Source organism: Streptosporangium sp. NPDC049376 (assembly GCF_044466505.1).
GTDB lineage: Bacteria > Actinomycetota > Actinomycetes > Streptosporangiales > Streptosporangiaceae > Streptosporangium.
This window is the reverse complement of sequence record NZ_JBITMT010000001.1, coordinates 1,019,966-1,036,851: the sequence shown is the minus strand read 5'-3', so window position 1 is coordinate 1,036,851 and position 16,886 is coordinate 1,019,966. Positions and strand designations below refer to the sequence as shown.

The 16,886-nt window shown below is 69.2% G+C and carries 26 protein-coding genes; 24 read left to right on the top strand and 2 right to left on the bottom strand.

From position 1 onward, the window contains the following. Window positions 1-35 precede the first annotated feature (35 nt). The 7 genes from ACIBVQ_RS04725 (at window position 36) to ACIBVQ_RS04695 (ending at window position 4,491) form a co-directional block, all read left to right on the top strand. Complete coding sequence (locus tag ACIBVQ_RS04725) at window positions 36-734, top strand: hypothetical protein (RefSeq protein ID WP_399175632.1); 699 nt, start codon at window positions 36-38, stop codon at window positions 732-734. A 55-nt stretch (window positions 735-789) separates the two neighbouring features. Further along, window positions 790-1,164: a PadR family transcriptional regulator gene (locus ACIBVQ_RS04720; protein WP_399175630.1), complete on the top strand. Its 375-nt coding sequence runs from the start codon at window positions 790-792 to the stop codon at window positions 1,162-1,164. After that, complete coding sequence (locus ACIBVQ_RS04715) at window positions 1,161-1,616, top strand: hypothetical protein (protein WP_399175628.1); 456 nt, start codon at window positions 1,161-1,163, stop codon at window positions 1,614-1,616. Before ACIBVQ_RS04720 ends, ACIBVQ_RS04715 begins: the two co-directional genes overlap by 4 nt. Window positions 1,617-1,737: 121 nt before the next feature. Next, window positions 1,738-2,184, top strand: coding sequence for a hypothetical protein (locus ACIBVQ_RS04710; RefSeq protein ID WP_399175626.1), 447 nt, complete (start codon window positions 1,738-1,740; stop codon window positions 2,182-2,184). Continuing rightward, window positions 2,181-3,440 carry a PBSX family phage terminase large subunit gene (locus ACIBVQ_RS04705; RefSeq protein ID WP_399175624.1) on the top strand — a complete coding sequence of 420 codons (1,260 nt, stop codon included), beginning with the start codon at window positions 2,181-2,183 and terminating at the stop codon, window positions 3,438-3,440. The genes ACIBVQ_RS04710 and ACIBVQ_RS04705 overlap by 4 nt, the downstream gene beginning before the upstream one ends. A gap of 84 nt (window positions 3,441-3,524) precedes the next feature. Next, a complete protein-coding gene (locus ACIBVQ_RS04700) occupies window positions 3,525-4,091 on the top strand; it encodes a hypothetical protein (RefSeq protein WP_399175623.1) in 567 nt (188 codons plus the stop codon). Window positions 4,092-4,104: 13 nt separating this feature from the next. After that, window positions 4,105-4,491, top strand: coding sequence for a hypothetical protein (locus ACIBVQ_RS04695; RefSeq protein WP_399175621.1), 387 nt, complete (start codon window positions 4,105-4,107; stop codon window positions 4,489-4,491). Here ACIBVQ_RS04695 and ACIBVQ_RS04690 read toward each other — a convergent pair. Next, a complete protein-coding gene (locus ACIBVQ_RS04690) occupies window positions 4,488-4,682 on the bottom strand; it encodes a hypothetical protein (protein WP_399175619.1) in 195 nt (64 codons plus the stop codon). The genes ACIBVQ_RS04695 and ACIBVQ_RS04690 overlap by 4 nt on opposite strands. A gap of 113 nt (window positions 4,683-4,795) precedes the next feature. On the opposite strand from ACIBVQ_RS04690, the gene ACIBVQ_RS04685 reads away from it, so the two are divergent. The 3 genes from ACIBVQ_RS04685 to ACIBVQ_RS04675 are packed head-to-tail and all read left to right on the top strand — an operon-like array spanning window position 4,796 to window position 8,783. Then, window positions 4,796-6,364 (top strand): hypothetical protein, encoded by a 1,569-nt coding sequence (locus tag ACIBVQ_RS04685; protein WP_399175617.1) that lies wholly within the window; start codon window positions 4,796-4,798, stop codon window positions 6,362-6,364. A gap of 29 nt (window positions 6,365-6,393) precedes the next feature. Further along, the gene (locus ACIBVQ_RS04680) at window positions 6,394-8,472 is read left to right on the top strand and encodes a phage minor capsid protein (RefSeq protein WP_399175615.1); all 2,079 of its coding nucleotides are present in this window, start codon (window positions 6,394-6,396) and stop codon (window positions 8,470-8,472) included. Continuing rightward, on the top strand, window positions 8,469-8,783 hold the full coding sequence (locus tag ACIBVQ_RS04675; RefSeq protein WP_399175613.1) for a hypothetical protein: 315 nt from the start codon (window positions 8,469-8,471) through the stop codon (window positions 8,781-8,783). Before ACIBVQ_RS04680 ends, ACIBVQ_RS04675 begins: the two co-directional genes overlap by 4 nt. On the opposite strand, the gene ACIBVQ_RS04670 is transcribed toward ACIBVQ_RS04675, so the two are convergent. Next, entirely contained in the window at window positions 8,780-9,043 is a 264-nt protein-coding gene (locus ACIBVQ_RS04670; RefSeq protein WP_399175611.1) for a hypothetical protein, read from the bottom strand. The two genes, ACIBVQ_RS04675 and ACIBVQ_RS04670, sit on opposite strands and share 4 nt — an antisense overlap. Between ACIBVQ_RS04670 and ACIBVQ_RS04665 the strand changes: the two genes are divergently transcribed. The 14 genes from ACIBVQ_RS04665 (at window position 9,042) to ACIBVQ_RS04600 (ending at window position 16,864) form a co-directional block, all read left to right on the top strand. Further along, window positions 9,042-9,239, top strand: a complete 198-nt coding sequence (locus ACIBVQ_RS04665; protein WP_399175609.1) for a hypothetical protein — start codon at window positions 9,042-9,044, stop codon at window positions 9,237-9,239. The two genes, ACIBVQ_RS04670 and ACIBVQ_RS04665, sit on opposite strands and share 2 nt — an antisense overlap. A 99-nt stretch (window positions 9,240-9,338) precedes the next feature. After that, entirely contained in the window at window positions 9,339-9,926 is a 588-nt protein-coding gene (locus tag ACIBVQ_RS04660) for a hypothetical protein (RefSeq protein WP_399175607.1), read from the top strand. 24 nt (window positions 9,927-9,950) lie between these two features. Beyond that, the gene (locus ACIBVQ_RS04655; RefSeq protein ID WP_399175605.1) at window positions 9,951-10,964 is read left to right on the top strand and encodes a major capsid protein; all 1,014 of its coding nucleotides are present in this window, start codon (window positions 9,951-9,953) and stop codon (window positions 10,962-10,964) included. Window positions 10,965-10,977: 13 nt separating this feature from the next. Next, window positions 10,978-11,313 carry a hypothetical protein gene (locus ACIBVQ_RS04650; RefSeq protein ID WP_399175603.1) on the top strand — a complete coding sequence of 112 codons (336 nt, stop codon included), beginning with the start codon at window positions 10,978-10,980 and terminating at the stop codon, window positions 11,311-11,313. After that, window positions 11,310-11,897: a DUF4082 domain-containing protein gene (locus tag ACIBVQ_RS04645; protein ID WP_399175601.1), complete on the top strand. Its 588-nt coding sequence runs from the start codon at window positions 11,310-11,312 to the stop codon at window positions 11,895-11,897. Before ACIBVQ_RS04650 ends, ACIBVQ_RS04645 begins: the two co-directional genes overlap by 4 nt. 14 nt (window positions 11,898-11,911) lie before the next feature. Beyond that, on the top strand, window positions 11,912-12,268 hold the full coding sequence (locus ACIBVQ_RS04640; RefSeq protein ID WP_399175599.1) for a hypothetical protein: 357 nt from the start codon (window positions 11,912-11,914) through the stop codon (window positions 12,266-12,268). A gap of 92 nt (window positions 12,269-12,360) precedes the next feature. Beyond that, window positions 12,361-12,630: a hypothetical protein gene (locus ACIBVQ_RS04635; protein WP_399175597.1), complete on the top strand. Its 270-nt coding sequence runs from the start codon at window positions 12,361-12,363 to the stop codon at window positions 12,628-12,630. A 20-nt stretch (window positions 12,631-12,650) separates the two neighbouring features. After that, window positions 12,651-14,141 (top strand): hypothetical protein, encoded by a 1,491-nt coding sequence (locus ACIBVQ_RS04630; RefSeq protein WP_399175595.1) that lies wholly within the window; start codon window positions 12,651-12,653, stop codon window positions 14,139-14,141. Then, a complete protein-coding gene (locus ACIBVQ_RS04625) occupies window positions 14,138-14,524 on the top strand; it encodes a hypothetical protein (RefSeq protein WP_399175594.1) in 387 nt (128 codons plus the stop codon). The genes ACIBVQ_RS04630 and ACIBVQ_RS04625 overlap by 4 nt, the downstream gene beginning before the upstream one ends. Next, window positions 14,524-14,838, top strand: coding sequence for a hypothetical protein (locus ACIBVQ_RS04620; protein WP_399175592.1), 315 nt, complete (start codon window positions 14,524-14,526; stop codon window positions 14,836-14,838). Before ACIBVQ_RS04625 ends, ACIBVQ_RS04620 begins: the two co-directional genes overlap by 1 nt. A gap of 11 nt (window positions 14,839-14,849) precedes the next feature. Further along, complete coding sequence (locus ACIBVQ_RS04615) at window positions 14,850-15,203, top strand: hypothetical protein (protein ID WP_352009269.1); 354 nt, start codon at window positions 14,850-14,852, stop codon at window positions 15,201-15,203. Continuing rightward, entirely contained in the window at window positions 15,200-15,637 is a 438-nt protein-coding gene (locus ACIBVQ_RS04610) for a minor capsid protein (RefSeq protein WP_399175590.1), read from the top strand. Before ACIBVQ_RS04615 ends, ACIBVQ_RS04610 begins: the two co-directional genes overlap by 4 nt. Window positions 15,638-15,653: 16 nt before the next feature. Continuing rightward, a complete protein-coding gene (locus tag ACIBVQ_RS04605; protein ID WP_399175588.1) occupies window positions 15,654-16,124 on the top strand; it encodes a phage tail tube protein in 471 nt (156 codons plus the stop codon). 377 nt (window positions 16,125-16,501) lie between these two features. Further along, entirely contained in the window at window positions 16,502-16,864 is a 363-nt protein-coding gene (locus ACIBVQ_RS04600; protein WP_399175586.1) for a hypothetical protein, read from the top strand. The last annotated feature ends 22 nt before the right edge of the window (window positions 16,865-16,886 follow it).

The following is a 16,886-nucleotide window of genomic DNA, read 5'->3' as shown; positions in this document are numbered from 1 at the left end:
TCCCGTCCGATCCGAACCATCCAGGGGGACCTCCCGTGCACCACCTGCCGACCGTCGTCGCCACCGACCTCGAATGGGCCTCCTTCTACGCGGCCGACCTCGTCGAGGCACGCTTCCCCGGCACCCCCAGGCCACCCCGCCCCAACCTCATGACCGCCGAGGCCCGAGAGCTCCGCGACCAGCTCGCCCGCGTCGAGCGCATCGAGCGCGTCGCCGTCATGCCCGGCGAGCACCCCGCCCCCGTCGACCTCGACGTGGTGACAGCGCTCAACAACCTCGCCATCGAGGCCTACACGTGCGCCGCCATGGTCGCCCAGGCCATCATGTGCCCGACCCCGGCGCCGCCGGCCACCCTGCAAGCCAACGTCGGCCCACTGCTCGACTTCGCCGCCCGCCACCTCGTCGAGGCCGACTTCGTCGACCCGGGCCTGGCCGAAGACCTCGCCCCCCGAGCCCGCCGCATCGTCAACACGCTCGCCCACCACCTCGACCTCTGGCCCGACGGACACGTCCTGCGCATCACCTGCCCCTGGTGCCCCACAGACGGCCCCCAGGCGGCCGGAGACGGCCAGTGGACGCTGCGGGTGCGGATCATGCCTGGCGATCAGATCGCGATCGTCTGTGAGGGTTCCTGCGAGCCTCCGGGCAAGGACGTGACGACCTGGTGGGGTGGGCGGCCGTGCTGGCCGTTGTGGGACTGGGCGTGGCTCGCCAAGCGTCTCCAGGCCGCCTGAAATCAGATCCCCGAACCCCCCACACCCCTTATCCGACCTAGGTAAGGTAAGGGGTGTGGAAGGAACCAGCGGACCCGTCCGCATCACCAAACCCCTGCTCGACGTCCTCGAAACCCTCATCCAGGCCCACCGCCAGGGCTACGAACTGCACGGCTGGGCCATCATCAAGGCAACCGGCCGAACCGGCCCCACGATTTACGGCGTCCTCGACCGCCTCGAAGACGCCAAGTGGATCGAGGGCCACTGGGAGGACAAGAACCCCGACCCCACCAAACCACCCCGCCGCTTCTACACCCTCACCGGAACCGGCGCCCCCGCCGCCCGCGCACTACTCGCCGAACGCCGCCCCGAAGCCCTCCAGCCCCGGCCCGCCACTGGCAGCGTTTTTCGCGGCCTGCTCAGCACGATTTTCCTCGGAGGCGCTCGGTGAGCGGCTGGGAAATCTTCCTCGGCATCACCCTAGGCCTCATCGTCAACGAAGCCTGCGAAGTGTCTCCCTGGGCAGCCCGGAAGCTCGTTCAGTGGTCTGCCCGCGTACGCTACGCCGATCCCCAACGCGCCGAAACGCGCGCCGCCGAACTGGTGTCATTGATCGAAGAGCGACCGGGAAAGCTTTTCAAGCTCTGCACCGCACTTAGATTTGCTATAGCAGCTTGCACATTCACCACAGCTCGCAACCAGCAAAGACATTTGAGAATTTTGTTCAAAACAACCATAATAGCCTTTTTTATAATCGGCGCCCCGGTAAATCATTTTCGAGCGAAACAATTCATAGTCGACATCCTGGACGACCCCAACCCCGCACATCCATTAATTGTTTCTATCGCAAAGATCCCTCTCACAAAAAATGGCAAATTCCACTCAAGAAGCAAGGGAGCCTAAAGGTACGTTCGGGCATCTTGACACTAAGCTTGTGGATAACTCATAATCGGAGGCACGCGAAGCATGTCCAGATGAGCCCCGCCACTGTGCGGGGCTGCTCCATGTCCGGGGGTGAGCACGTGTGCCCCCACCCATCGACCCCACCACCCGCGCCGCCATCCTCGACAGCATCCACGCAGGCGGCAAACGCAACGAGATCGCCCGCCAGCACAACGTCAGCCCGTCCACCGTCTCGAAGATCGCCCGCGACGAAGGCGTGACCACCGCGTTCGACCGGACGCAGACCGAAACGGCCACGCGCGCGAAGCAGGCCGACAACAAATCCCGCCGCACCCAGCTCGCCAGCCTCGCCCTCGACGATGCCGACACCATGCGCCGCCGCGCCCTGGCCGCTGAGGCCGGCCGCGACGCCCGCGACTTCGCCACCGCCTACGGCATCTTCATCGACAAGCACGTCGTGCTGGAGCGCCTCGACTCCGACAACGGCGCGTCCGAAGCCCGCAGCATGCTGGGCGCCATCGCCGAAGCCCTCGAAGTCGCCGCCGCGAACCTGCCGGACGAGACGTGAACCTCGAAGCGCTCGGCAAGGTCCTGTCCCCCAAGCAGCTGCGCTCCATCGTCGGCGCGCTCGCCACCCCGCAGATCGCGCTCTGGGCCGGGGCCGTGTCGAGCGGGAAAACCATCGCGAGCCTGCTGGCGTTCCTCATCGCCGTCATCCGTGCCCCTGACCATGGCCTCATCGTCATCGTTGGCCGCACCCTGCAGACGATCGAACGCAACATCATCGACCCGCTCCAGTCGTCCACCCTGTTCGGCTTCCTCGCCGGGCAGATCCATCACACCCAGGGCAGCACCACCGCCGTCATCCTCGGCCGCACCGTCCACCTCGTCGGCGCCTCCGACGCGAAAGCCGAAGGCCGCATCCGGGGCGCCACGATCGCGCTCGTCTACGTAGACGAAGCCACCCTCGTCCCCCAAGCGTTCTGGATGATGCTTCTGTCCCGGCTCCGAGTGCCCGGGGCGAAACTCCTGGCGACGACAAACCCAGACGGGCCAGCGCATTGGCTCCGCACCGACTTCCTACTCCGCGGCGCCGACGTCGGAGTGAGAAGCTGGCACTTCACCCTGCGCGACAACCCGAGCCTGGAGCAGTCGTACATCGACCTGCTCATGGCCCAGTACGTCGGCCTGTGGCGGAGACGGTTCATCGACGGCGAGTGGTGCCTCGCGTCCGGCGCGGTCTACGACATGTGGGACCCGGCCAAGCACGTCGTCAGTGTCGTACCGCCCATCGTCCAATGGATCAGCGCCGCAGCCGACTACGGCACCGTGAACCCGTTTCACGCGGGCAGGTTGGGCCTGGGCGTCGACGGGCGGCTGTACCTCACCCACGAATGGCGCTACGACAGCAAGCGCGAGTTCCGGCAGCTGACCGACGCCGAGTACAGCGTCCGCTTCCGTGACTTCCTCGACCGTACGGGTGGCCGGCCGCCGTACACCATCATCGACCCGTCCGCGGCATCGTTCCGTGTCCAGCTCCACCAGGACGGGCTGGCGAGCACGTTGGGCAACAACGAGGTGCTGCCTGGCCTCCGCACGGTCGCGAGTCTGCTGGCGACCGACCGGCTGAAGATCGCGGATGCCTGCCCGGAGGTCATCAACGAGTTCCCGGGCTACTCCTGGGACGAGGCGGCAGCTGAGAAGGGCGAGGACGCGGTCGTCAAGGTCGCCGACCACGGTCTGGACATGATCAGGTATGCGGTGCACACGCCGCGGGCGATCTGGCAGTACCAGTTGCGCGAGCCGGTCTTGCCCGCAGCGTGAGCACTGCTCTACCAGGTCGTAACTTGTGGGAATGTCCATTCCCGTGGCTTTACTTTTCCATCCCCCTTCACTGATGGAGCACCCATGAGTCAGACGCCGACCGTCGGCCAGATCGTCCACTACGTCAGCTACGGCACCCCGGGCGGCGAGTACCCGAGCGTCTGCCGGGCCGCGATCATCACCGAGGTCACCGGCTATGCACCGCCCGAGCACGCCGACGACGACATGCAGGCGCGCTGCCACCTCGCCGTGATGAACCCGACAGGCATGTTCTTCAACGAGGTGGACTACGGCCCGCAGAACGTGCCGGGCACGTGGCACTGGCCGGAGAGCGTCGACGAGCCGGGGCAGGTCGAGCCGGAGCCCGAGGTGTGGAACCCGTACCGGGAGCGGGCCGCGCTCGTCGCCTACCTCGCCACCCAGTTCCCCGCCGCCTTCGCCTACAGCGACCCGGACGAGCCGGACTGGCCTGTCATCTACGTCACCACGCCGCATGGCCAACTGTCCTGGCACATCTCGCCCGACGACCTCGACCTGTTCCCCCACGTCCCCACGCTGGGCGTCGATGAGGCCCCGGCCTGGGATGGCCACACGACGGCGGAGAAGTACGAGCGCCTGATCGCGCTGACGAGCAACGTCGCTGGCCTGTAGTGAGAGGACGCGCATGATGGCCACCGAGCTCGCCGTCCCTCCCGGTTGGGAAGGTACCCGCGGTCCGTTCCCCAGCGAGTACGGCCAGCCCCACGTCTACGCCCGAGACGTCCACTCCGGCGCCGGGAACTGCGTGTGCGGTCGTGCGCTCGTCGACCACCGCCATGTTCAGACTGCGCCGGGCGTTCCGATCCCTGGCGAACCTGCCGAGCTCGCCGACCTCCCGCCCGAGGTGCGCGCCCTGGTCCACGCCGTCGATCAGATGCGCGACCGCTGGGCGGAGGCCGACGACACCGTCCAGTACGAGCTGTGGCGGACCGTGCACGAAGCGAACGACGCCGTGTGGAACCGTGGGGCACACCGCCGTGAGCACGACGGCGTACCCCACGACTCCAACTAGATCGGGCGGCTCCTCGGGCGGAGATCCTCGGAGCTCACGCCGTGCCCGATGATCGTTCCGGCCGGAACCGACCTGATGATCACGCCGCGCCGAACGAAGTGGCGGAAGCCACCCGAGTCCTCGATGCGGTCGGCCACCACGGTCACGGTCTCGGTCCGGTTGGGGTTGGGACGGAAGTAGTACGCGGTCATTTCGACCCTTTCATCTACTTGTTTATTTGACGTACCAATTGTCCCAAAACGGCCGAACGAAATGTTAGTGCCGCCTGTTCCCGCAGGTCAGAAGCCCAGGAAGGACGACCAGCGTGCCGCTTCCGGCAGGCGGCACCTGGCCGCCCCAACACCTCAACCCCATCTACCAGCACTACGGCGTCCTCGACGCCTGGTACCGGGGTGACGACGACGCCCTCGCCATCCTGTACGGAGCGCACGGCGACCGGCCGGCCAACCGGCCCTCGACCTACCGGGGCGGGATCGTCGGCACCATGGCCCGTTGGTTCTGGGGGCAGCCCACCCCGCAGGGCGAGCGCCGGACGAAACTCCACGTGCCCGTGGCGAGCGACATCGCCACCATGTCCAGCGACCTCCTCTTCTCCGAGCCCCCGAGCCTCACCGTCGAGACCGTGGCCACGCAGGAGCGCATCGAGGAGCTGGTCGAGGACGGCCTCCAGGCCACCTTGTTGGAGGGGGCGGAGGTCGGGGCCGCGCTCGGCGGGTACTACCTCCGCGCCGTCTGGGACACCCAAGTCGCCGAACAACCGTGGCTCGCCGTCGTCCACGCGGACGCGGCCGTCCCGGAGTGGCGGTGGGGCAAGCTCGCGGCCGTCACGTTCTGGCGCGTGGTGGAGCAGGACGACCAGACCTGTCTCATCCATCTGGAACGGCACGAGCCGGGCTACATCCTCCACGGCCTGTACCGTGGCCGCCCCGGCAACCTCGGCGACCAGGTGCCCCTCACCGACCACCCGGAGACCGCCGGACTGCAGCCCGTCGTCCAGACCCGCATCGACCGGCTCACCGCCGTGTACGTCCCCAACATGAGGCCGAACAGGACCTGGCGGAACTACCCTGCGGGCGCCAACCTCGGCCGCTCGGACTTCGACGGGCCGGTCCTCGGATTGATGGACGCGCTCGACGAGACGTACACGTCGTGGATGAGGGACGTCAGGCTGGCCAAGGCCCGCCTCATCGTCCCGAGCAGCTACCTGCAGTCGAACGGCCCCGGACGAGGCGCCAGCTTCGACTTGGACCGTGAGCTGTACGAGGGCCTGACGATCCTGGGCGAGGGCGACCGGATGGAGATCTCCGCCACCCAGTTCGGGATCCGGACCGTCGAGCACCGGGACACGGCCGCCGAGCTGCTCGCCGCGATCCTCCGCGCCACCGGCTACTCGGCCCAGTCCTTCGGGCTCAGCGGGGACGTGGCCGTCACCGCGACCGAGGTCTCCGCGAAGGAACGCCGGAGCTTGACCACCCGGGGGCGGAAGGCGGTCTACAGCGGTCCGCCGCTCGCCGACGCCATCGAGATGCTGCTCCTCCTCGAGACCGAGGTCTTCGGCAGCACGATCCCAGCCGAGCGGCCGACCGTGGTCTTCGGCGATTCCGTCAGCCCGGACCTCGCGCAGCTCGCCACCACCGCCGAACTCATGAGGCGCGCGGAGGCCGCCTCGGACGAGACCCTCGTCCGCATGCTGCACCCGGACTGGGACGAGACCGAGGTGCAGGCCGAGGTGGAGCGGATCGCCGACGCCCGGCCGGCCCCGATCGCCGACCCGTTCGCCTTGCCGGGTGAGATGACGGGCCCGGACGACGGCGGAGACCCGGAGGCCGAAGGGCAGGACGGGCCGCCATCACTTCCCCAGACGGTGAAGTGATGGCCTGACCTGCGAGGAGGTCCCCCGCCATGGCTGTGGACCAGGACCTCCTCGACCAAGTCGCCGCCAGCGTCGCCGACCTCTACCGGGAGGTCGAAGCCAGCCTCATCAAGACGGTCGCCGACGAGCTCAAGAAGGACCTCATCGCGCCCACGGCCGAAACCAAGCTGGACGCGGTCCGGAAGCTCCGGCGCGCCGGGCTCGCCGTCTACGAACGGCTCCAGAAGACCAAGTCGGCCACGATCCGGGAGGCGATCCGGCAGGCGTACCGGGACGGCCGCGCCTCCGCGCTCACAGGCCTGCCCGTGTCCAAGCAGGTGCGCGACGACGCCCGCCAAGCGCTCGCCCAGACGCCCGGCGCCGCGATCATCGAGAGCATCGCGGCCGCCCTGCACAGGGACCTCGGTGTCGTCGAAGGCAACATCCTCCGCGCCCCCGAAGACGCGTACCGACGCGTGCAGGCCGCGACCGCAGCCCGGATCGCCCTCGGAACCGCCACCCGACGTCAGGCGTCGCAGGCCGCGTGGGCCCGCCTGGTGGACCAGGGGATCGTCGACTTCACGGACCGCGCGAACCGCCGGTGGCGCCTGTCGAGCTACGCGGAGATGATCGGCCGCACCAACGCCCAGCGCGCCGCCGTACAAGGCCAGATGGACCGCCTGCAGACAGCCGGGATCGACCTCGTCGTCATCTCCGACAACACGCAGGAGTGCAAGGTCTGCAGGCCGTACGAGTCGAAGGTGCTCCGGCGGAACCCCGGGCCGATCGGGAAACTCCGCATCCCGCACGCCACGAAGGACGGCGAGACCGTCGAGGTGACCGTCGTGGCGACACTCGACCAGGCCCGATCCGCAGGCCTGTTCCACCCGAACTGCCGCCACAGCGCGTCCGCGTACCTGCCCGGCATCACGAAGCTCAAGACCGCGACCGCAGACCCTGAGGGCGACGTCGCCCGGCAGAAGCAGCGCTATCTGGAGCGGAAGATCCGGGCTGCGAAGGAGCAGGCCGCCGCAGCCCTCACCCCGGAGGCGCAGAAGGCCGCCCGTACGAAAATCCGGGCTGAGCAGGCCGCGCTCCGCGACCACCTCAAGGCCAACCCTGACCTCAAGCGCCTGCCGTACCGCGAGCAGGTCGGCGCCGGCAACGTCCCCGGTCCTGCGGGGCCGAAGGGCGGCCCCGTCGCCGACATGCCGCCGAGCACGCCTCCTCCCCCAGTGGAGGACGCCGCCCTGAAGAAGGCGAAGGCCGCGCAGACCGAAGTCGAGGCGAAGGCCGCGAAGGCGAAGGAGGAAGCCGAGGCCGCCGCGAAGAAGGCCCAGGCCGAAGCGGAAGCCAGGGCGAAGGCCGAAGCCCTCGCAGCCGAGAAGCGCGCCGCCGCCGAGGCCGCACGCCGCGCCACCGAAGAAGCCGCTCGTCGAGCTGCGGAGGAAGCGACCAGGCGGTCCGCCCCCGGCATGCGGCAGGGGTTGCGCCACCACAGCAACGCCGACGGCCTGGAGTGGGCGCGCGAGCATCTCCCCACGCCGGAGGACCTCACCGAGGCCGAGAGGAAGGCCGTCTTCCGGTACACGGAAGAGGCCTACATGATGGTCAACGGCGGCTTGCGTGGTCAGCCTGTCCCCCACCGCGACCGGTACAACCAGCTCCTCGAAGGCCTCGACAGCGCCTTCAAGAAGACCAAGCTCCCCGAGGCGGTCGTGCTCCACCGGGGAGTGGGTAAGCGCTTCGCGGACTTCCTCGGAGCGAACGTCGAGGACGCCGACTCGATGGCCGCGCTGGTCGGCAAGACGTTCGTCGAGGCCGGGTTCATGTCCACCTCGGTCGGCGAATCCGCAGCCCTCCCGGGCCAGATCTACATGATGATCCGGGCCCCGAAGGGCTACGGAGCGCTGAACGTCATGGGCACTTCGGAGGCTGACGAGGACGAGCGTGAGATCCTGCTCCGGCGTGGCGCGCACTACGTGGTGCATGCCGCCTACCAGAAGAAAGGTGTCTGGTTCGTCGAGGTCGAGATCGTTCCTGACGGCTGGTCCCGGCCGGACGGGTGGACGCCGACCCCCTTCGGGGACGCTGACGAGGGCTACACGGAACAGGGGAAGCCGAAGTGACGACTCGTGGCCGGTGGGCTGACGACCCTCAGCCCACGAACGTGGACAGCCCGCCGGGCTACTCCTCCGTCCCCGCCGGGCCGGTACGGCGCGCGCCGCTCCACAACCACGACGGTCAGCTACTCGGCCACGTCTGGACCGACGACCTCGCGGCCGCCGGCTTCCGACCCGCCGAACAGGCCGGGCCCGCCGGGGTGCGGGCGGGCGCGTACGTGTGGACCGTCCTGTCCGAGTGCCACCGCCGGGACATCCCCGCGGCCGAGCTGCTCGACCCGGTCCTGTACGAGCCCACCTACCAGCTTCGGCCTTAGCCGACCTCGCACCATCCGGCCTGGAGAATCAAGAGCAGGATCTTCTCGGCGTCCGCCGCGTCGATGCGGGCGTCCCCGCCATCGAATCTAAGCCTCGTGTTCTCGACGATCTGATCGCGGGGCTTCCCGTTGAGCGAGTCGCTGCAGGTGTTCCGCGCCCGTTCGACCGATCGAGGTTCGTCGAGCGCCGGGTCGATTTTCCGTAGCCCGGCCAACAGCTCTCTGGTCTGGCCAGCATCGAGCTTCGGAACCGCGAGCATGAACCCCGTCGACGTCGCACTGGGCGAGGCGCTCGCCGTTGGCTCCTCCTGGCCGTTCCCTCCGAGGAGGAAGACCAGGGCGATCAGGAGGGCGAGGGCGCCGATAAGCACCGCGCAACCGATCAACCTCGTGTTCGGCGTCTTCGGCGGCTGGCCGTACGGCTGCGTGCGCGGTAACCCAGGCGGCTGCTGCTGAGGGTGTTGAGGGTGCATGCCGCGCACCATACGCCCCACCCAGACTTTCCGTCCCGAAAAGGGCCCGCACGGGCCGCCACAATCCCGCACGGGAGCAAACATGCACTACCTGCCCAACACCCCCGGCGCCATCATCGGATGGACCCGACGCGGCCCCATCCGCGTGCAGGCCGGAGGAAGCGAAACCGTACCCGAACCCGCACCCACCGACCCCGCCCCGACCGACCCGGCCCCGCAACCTGCACAGGAAACGGACTGGAAGGTCGAAGCCCGCAAGTGGGAGAAGCGCGCCAAGGAGAACAGCAGCGCGGCCGAAGAGCTCGACAAGGTCCGCAAGGCCTCCATGACGGAAATCGAGAAGGCCGTCGAGAAGGCCCGCAAGGAAGGCGAATCCACCGCCCTCGTGACGGCCGGCCGGAAGCTGGCCGCAGCCAAGTTCGAGACCGCCCTCGCCCGCAAGGGTCTCGACCTGGGTGACGCCGCCGACCTGATCGACACAGCGAAGTTCGTCGACGACAAGGGCGACGTCGACGAGGCCGCGATCAAGAAGGCCGTCGACCGGCTGGCCAAGCTCGCCCCCAAGGCTCCGTCCTCCTCGGGCGGCGACTTCGGCGGCGGCAACGGCAGCACGGGCACCAACGAGCGCCCCAAGTCCATCCGCGAGGCGTACGCCCGCGCACAAACCTGAACAACTAAGCACGGAGTGTGAGTAATGGCCATCACCCTGGCGGACGCCATGCGCAACGCCAGCAGCGACGTCGACTACGCGGTGATCGACGAGACCCGGCGTACGTCGTGGCTGCTGGACCAGATCACGTTCGACGACACTGCGAACCCCACGGGTGGTGGCACACTCGCCTACACCTACTCGCGGCTCACCCAGACCCGCGGCGGCGCATTCCGCGCCTACAACACCGAGTACACCCCGGCTGAGGCGAAGCGCACCCAGATCACCAGCTCGCTCTACCCGTTCGGTGGCGCCTACAACCTGGACCGAGTGCTCGCGCACGTCGGCCAGGCCCGCACCGACGAGATGGCCTTCCAGACCAGCGAGCTCATCAAGGGCTGCCAGGTCACTTTCGCCGACCGGCTCATCAACGGCGACCACGCCACCGACGCCCTCGGCTTCGACGGCCTCGACGTCGCCCTCACCGGCAGCGTCACCGAGTACTTCCAGAACACCACCAGCTACTACGTGGACTGGTCAGCGACCGCCGTCGACACCGCCGAGAAGAGCATCACCGTCTCCGACCAGCTCGACGAGTTCCTGTCGCTGATGAACGACCAGCCGACTGCGCTGCTCGGCAACAGGGTGCTCCTCACCCGCATCAAGGCCATCGCCAAGCGGGCCGGTCTCTACACCAAGGAGTCCGACGACCTCGGCCGGACGATCGAGCGGTACGGCAACGCCGTCCTCGTCGACCTCGGCACCGTCAACTCGGACTTCACCGGCAACTCCTACGTGGTCCCGATCGAGACCCGAGACCCGGACGGGGCGGGCGGCGGCGGCAACGTCACCAACCTGACCGACCTGTACGCGGTCCGGTTCGGCCTGGACGCCCTGCACGGCGCCAGCATGGCCGGTCGGCCGCTGATGCGGACCTGGGACCCGGACTGGGACACCGCGGGTGCCGTCAAGACCGGCGAGCTGGAGATGGGCCCCGCCACGCTCGTCCTCAAGCACGCCCGCTCGTGCGGCGTCTTCCGCAACATCAAGGTCAAGTAGGAGGACCCAGATCATGAGCATCCGCTACTTCCTCATCTACAGCCCGACCGCTGACTTCACCGGCCGCGTCGGCGCGGTGAGCTTCGCCGACGGCGTCGCCCGGGTGAGCTTCGACGACACCCGCGAGAACGGCCAGTGCATGGCGGACGAGGACGGCGTCCAGGTCGGCCGGTCGATGGTGCTGTTCGCGCGGCGCCGCCCCGGCTACCGGGTGGTCGAGGTGGACGCGTCCGGCCAGCCGCTTCCCGAGGTCGAGGAGAAGCCGAAGCGGCGGACCCCGGCCAAGCAGACCCCCAAGGACCCTGACCAGCAGGGCGACGACACCAAGAAGGAGGGCGAGCAGTCGTGACCGTGCTCGGCCGCTACTACGAAGGCGTCCTCGCTGACGCCGCCGCCCTCGACGTCCCGTTCAACGCGCTCCCCGGCATCGACCAGTCCGCGTTCGTCCGCTCCAACATCCCCGCGTGGGCGTGCACCTCCGACCTGGCCGCGACCTCGTCCGGGGTGGCGATCGGCGTCCGGATCTGGCTCCGCAAGGGCGACGTCGTCACCAACATCGCGTTCGTGGCGGGCAACACGGCGGAGAACACGCCGACGCACCGGGCGCACGCCCTGTACGACCCTGACGGCAACCTGCTGGCGCAGACCGCCGACCAGCTCACCGCCGCCTGGGCCGTCAACACGGCGAAGAAGCTGGCGCTCACCGCCCCGGTGACCATCAAGAAGGACGGCTGGTACATCGTCGCGACCACTACCACGGCGACCACCACCGTCAACACGCTGCTCGGGTGCGCGCCGATCGTCACCGCGTCCGCGGCTGTGGGCGGGAAGGCGCTCGGCTTCACCTTCGGCACCGGCCTGGACGGCGTGTTCCCGGCTACGACCGGTGCGCAGACCGGGGTGGCGAAGTGCCCGATCGCGATCGTGAGCTGAGAAGGGACTGACCCATGCCCCGTACGGCCATCACCGCCTCCACCACCCTGACCGAGATGGGCGTCGACCCGACCGCGGTCGACGGCCCCATCGAGGCGACCGACGGCAACAGTTTTCCCTGGCGTGAGCACCGGCTGCTGTACGTCATGAACGGCGACGACGCCTCGGTGACCCCCACGTTCTTGACCCCGGGCACGGTCGGACGGCAGGCCCTGCCGATCGGCGACCTGACCGCCAACGCGATCCCCGCCGGCGCCTACCGGATCTACGGGCCGTTCGGTCCGGAGTTCCGGCAGTCCGACGGCACCGTGCACGTGGACTGGGTGGGCACCACCCCGGCCAGCATCACGGCGGCGGTGCTCGACGCCTGACAGGCGTCCCCTAATCGCGCGGGTGGGCGGTGCTGGAGGGGGGCCGCCCGCCCGCGTACCAACCTCCCCCTCGAATCCCGAGAGGACGCTCTGTGCGCCTGACCGACCCCGTAGCCGCATTCGTCACCAACGCCATCACCGACCAGGCCGACCCCGGCGAGGTCGTCGACTACGAGGTGCAGTTCGAGCTCGCCCCCCGACCCGGCGGCTACAACCCGTCGCTCGTCGTCATCCTCGTCGGCCGGAACAGCGGCGGAGCGCCGGTGATGGCGCCGCCCGCGACCATCAACAGCGCCGTCACCACCCAGGGTGCGATCGACACCATCGTGGCCAACGCCCTGACCTGGATCCGCGCCCAGTAACACCATCGAGGGGGTGTGCGGTGACCACCATCACCAACACGGTCAAGGACGCGTCCGGCGCCCCGGTCTCCGGTGTGCAGGTGACCGCGCACCTCGTCGCCGCGGCGACCTTCTTGGTCGGGGGCGGGGAGATCGTCAAGGAAGTCACCACGACCTCCGGCCAGGACGGCGTGTGGTCGCTGACCCTCACCCCCACGGAGTCGCTCGCCTACCCTGACGGCGCCTACTACACGGTGTCCGAGGGTGAGCGGCGGCACACCATCACAGTCCCCGCCACAGGGACGCACACACTGTCTGAAGTGCTCGTTTCGATCCCTGGCGTCCGGGCCGACGTGGGTCTCACAGTCACATCTGGAGATGCCCGGTACGAGCTGGCGGCGCGACGCGGACAGCCCAACGGATACGCCGCCCTCGGCGCGGACGGGCTCGTCCCTACGAGCCAGCTGCCCGCCGGGAGCGGAGGCGACGCGGTCTCCTCGGTCAACGGGAAGACCGGCGTCGTCGTGCTCGGAGCGGGCGACGTGGGCGCTTCCACCGCAGCTCACACGCATACCGGCGCCTACGATCCGGCGGGCACCGCCTCGTCGCTGATGACCTCGCACACCGGCGCTGCTGACCCTCACCCGCAGTACCTCACGAGTGCGGAGGGGGCCGCTGCGTACGCCCCGACGGCTCATTCCCACGCAGGTGGGGACATCACCAGCGGAGTTCTCACGGTGGCTCGGCTCCCGGTCGGGACGACCTCTGGGACCGTCGCTGCGGGGGACGACTCGCGGATCGTCGGAGCCGTGCCGAAGAGCACGGTGACCACGAAGGGCGACCTCCTCGCGGCGACCGGAAACGCAACGGTCGCCCGTCTCGGCGTCGGCAGCGACGGCCAGGTGCTCACCGCCGACGCTGCGCAGACGTCCGGCCTGAAGTGGGCCGATCCCCCGAGCGGCGGTGGCGGGTCGGGTGGCGGCCCCGTCTACCCCTTGTCCGCGTACGGCCTGCTCGCGGCGTCCGGCGATCCCGAGACCTTCATGCTGGGGTCCGGTGCCTCGGCCAACACGATCCTGGGCAGCCGCATGGAGATCCCCGCCGGGGTCACCATCACCCGCCTCTGGGCGGCCGTGCGGGCGGGCGGCACCTACGCGGCCAGCGCGGTCCCGAACAGACTCGGTCTCTACACCGACGAAGGGGTCCTGGTCGCCGCGACCGCGGACGATTCCACGCTGTGGACGGCCGCCGGATGGCGCGGAGGGGCCCTCGTCGGCGGCCCTATCGCCGCCCAGAGCACGCCGCGCATGGTGTACATCCTGCTGATCTTCGGCGGCATGTCTGACCTGGTCATGCCGTACCCGGCGAGCGCGAACGATGCGCAATCGAGCTGGTTCTGCCGAGGCCCGTCCGCTTCGGGCCCGCGCCGGGCTTTCTACACGGGTGCGGGCGGCGGCGGCTTGCCCAGTTCCTTCAACCCGGCCAGCTACGGCACGGAGACCACGTATCTCAGCCTGGTGGGGGTGACATGACGTACGCGACCGTGGACGACCTCGCCGCCTACCTCTCCACGCCCCCCACCAACGCCCACCTGCTCCTGACCCGAGCGTCCCGCGTGGTCGACCAGGCGCTGCTGTGCGCCGTCTACGACCCGGACGACGCCGCGGTGCAGACCGCGCTCCGGAACGCCACGTGCGAGCAGGTCGCCGCGTGGGCCACGGCCGGTGAAGACGGGTCCGGCGTCACCCCGATCTACAGCACCGTCACGATCGGGTCGGTCACGCTCGGCGGCCGATCCTCGGGCGGCGGCACGAACAGCGGAAGCGCCGCCTCGTCCGGCCTCGCCCCGCAGGCTTACGCCGTCCTCCAGGCCGCCGGGCTCACCGGCCACGCACCCCAGACCTGGAGCTGCTGATGGGCGCCATCCCCGACTGGCTCCTCCGCCACACCGTGCTGGTCGAGCCCCTCACCGGGGAGGGTCCGTTCGGCCCCGAGTACGGCGAACAGGTGCCGGTCCGGTGCTTCGTCGACGCCAAGCGGCGCCTCGTCCGAGACGCCGAGGGAGCTGAGGTCATCAGCGAGACGACCATCTTCATGCCGCTCGACACGACCTGTCCGGCCGGGTCCCGGGTCGTCATCGGCGACCGCGCCAGCACCGTCATCATGGCCGCGCGGCGCGACGGCGGAGGCCTGCCGACCCCGGACCACCTTGAGGTCGTACTCCAGTAGGGAGGCCCGTGATGCCGCAACGCTCTCAGCTCAAGCTGGACGGTCTCGGCAAGGTCGACCAGGCCGTGCACGAGGCCGCGGCCGACGGCCTGGAACTGTGGATGGAGCACAACCTTCAGGTGAGCCGCGATCAGGTGCCCCACGAGGAGGGGACTCTGGAGCGGTCGGGGGTCGCGTCCGTGGATCGGGCCAGCCTGACCGGCGCGGTCTCCTACGACACCCCGTACGCCACGATCCAGCACGAGCGCCTCGACTTCCAGCACGACGGTGGCCGGAAGGCGAAGTACCTGGAAGATCCGTGGGACTCCGAGGCGAAGGTCGGTCTGGAGATCGTGGCTGCGCAGGTTCGGCGGGCCCTCCAATGAGCTGGACCACCGCGCTTCTTACCGCGATCGCCGAGCAACTGCACGCCGCGGGCGCCGGCGTCTGGCGGCTGAACGGGCCAACGTACACCGAGGGTGAAACGGCGATCGTGTTCGGCCGCCTCCCCACCGAGCCCGATCGGGCCATCGCCCTCGCCTGCTACGGCGTGGACCAGGACGCCGACGACCCGGCCAACACCGACGGCACCCAGGGCGTCCAGCTGCGCATCCGTGGCACCAAGGATCCCCGGGTCGTCGACGACATCGCCGACGCCGCGTTCGACGCGCTGCAGGGCTGGCAGGCCCCGGCCGCAGGGATCCTCCTCATGACCCGCCGTATCCAGGCCCCCATGGGGGTCGACGGACTCGACCGGCGGGAGCGGGCCGACTCCTACCGGCTCCTCGTCCACCGCCCGACCACGCACCGCCCCGGATAGGGAGAGAGATCACACCATGGCCAATCAGAGCCTTCTCGCCAGCGCGTGGGCGCTGGACGTCAACACCGGCACCTCGGGTGCGCCCACGTGGACGCGCGTCAAGGGCATGACCAGCTTCAAGGAGACGATCGAGTCGACCGTCGAGGACGACTCCGACTTCGACAGCAACGGGTGGGGGTCCGACCAGGTCACGCAGCGCAAGTGGCGGCTGGAGTGCGAGGGAAAGAGGAAGAGGGACGCTGCCTCGCCGAGCAGCTTCGTCGCCGACCCTGGTCAGCAGGCCATCCTCGACGCCGGAAACTTGGTCGGCGTCGGTTCCACGATCGAGATCCGGTACTACAGGCGCGATGGGGCGCCGGACGCGTGGCAGGGCCTGGTGTCGGTGCAGTACGGCGGCGGCGGCGGACCGACCACTGGCCTGGAGCCGTTCAACTTCACCCTGAACGGCCAGGGCGCCCGCACCGCGATCACCAACCCCGCAGCGTAAGAAAGGCCCCCTCCTATGCCTCGCTTTCCCGAACTCGACGCATCTCTCGGGGAGACGCTCGACCTGCCCGTCCCCCTCCCCGCCCGTGGATCCCGCCCGGCCGGACAGACCAAGGTCTACCAGGTCAAGCCGATGGACGCTGACACCTGGGCGCGCTTCACCGCGCACTTCACCGGCGTACGCGACAGAGCCGCCGCTGCCCAGAGCGACGACGAGGAGATCCTCGACGACCGGTCTGAGGCCTCGTTCCTCCGGCGGTCTCTTGGCGCCGTGTATGACGAACTGGTGGCCGACGGCGCGGCGTGGCCGCAGATTCGACGGTGTGGCGCGACCGCCCTGAACTGGCACCTGCATGGCGAGGAGCGGGCCATGGAAGTGTGGCAGGGCGGTCTCCCAAAACTGACGTCGACCTCGGAGACGAACGACGAGGAGACCCCGGCGGCGGTCCCATCGACCCCGTCACCGGCATCCGGGAGTGGTACGACCCGGAGCCGCAGGACAGCGGGATCACCTGGGAAGACCTCCTAACCCGCTGGGCCCTGATCGAGGCTGACCTCCACCAGACGTACGGGGTGGATCTGGGCGAGCCTGGCCTGCTCCGTGCCCGGACCGGGGCATGGCTGCGCGTCCGCGTCTTGGGTCTGCTGACCGAGCCGAAGAGCCGCATCTTCCGGGTGTTGCGCGCTGAGCGCGAGCCTGACGTTTCCACACCCGCCGACCAGGCGGAGTTCGACGACTGACGAGACCGCGAGGGGGTGATCC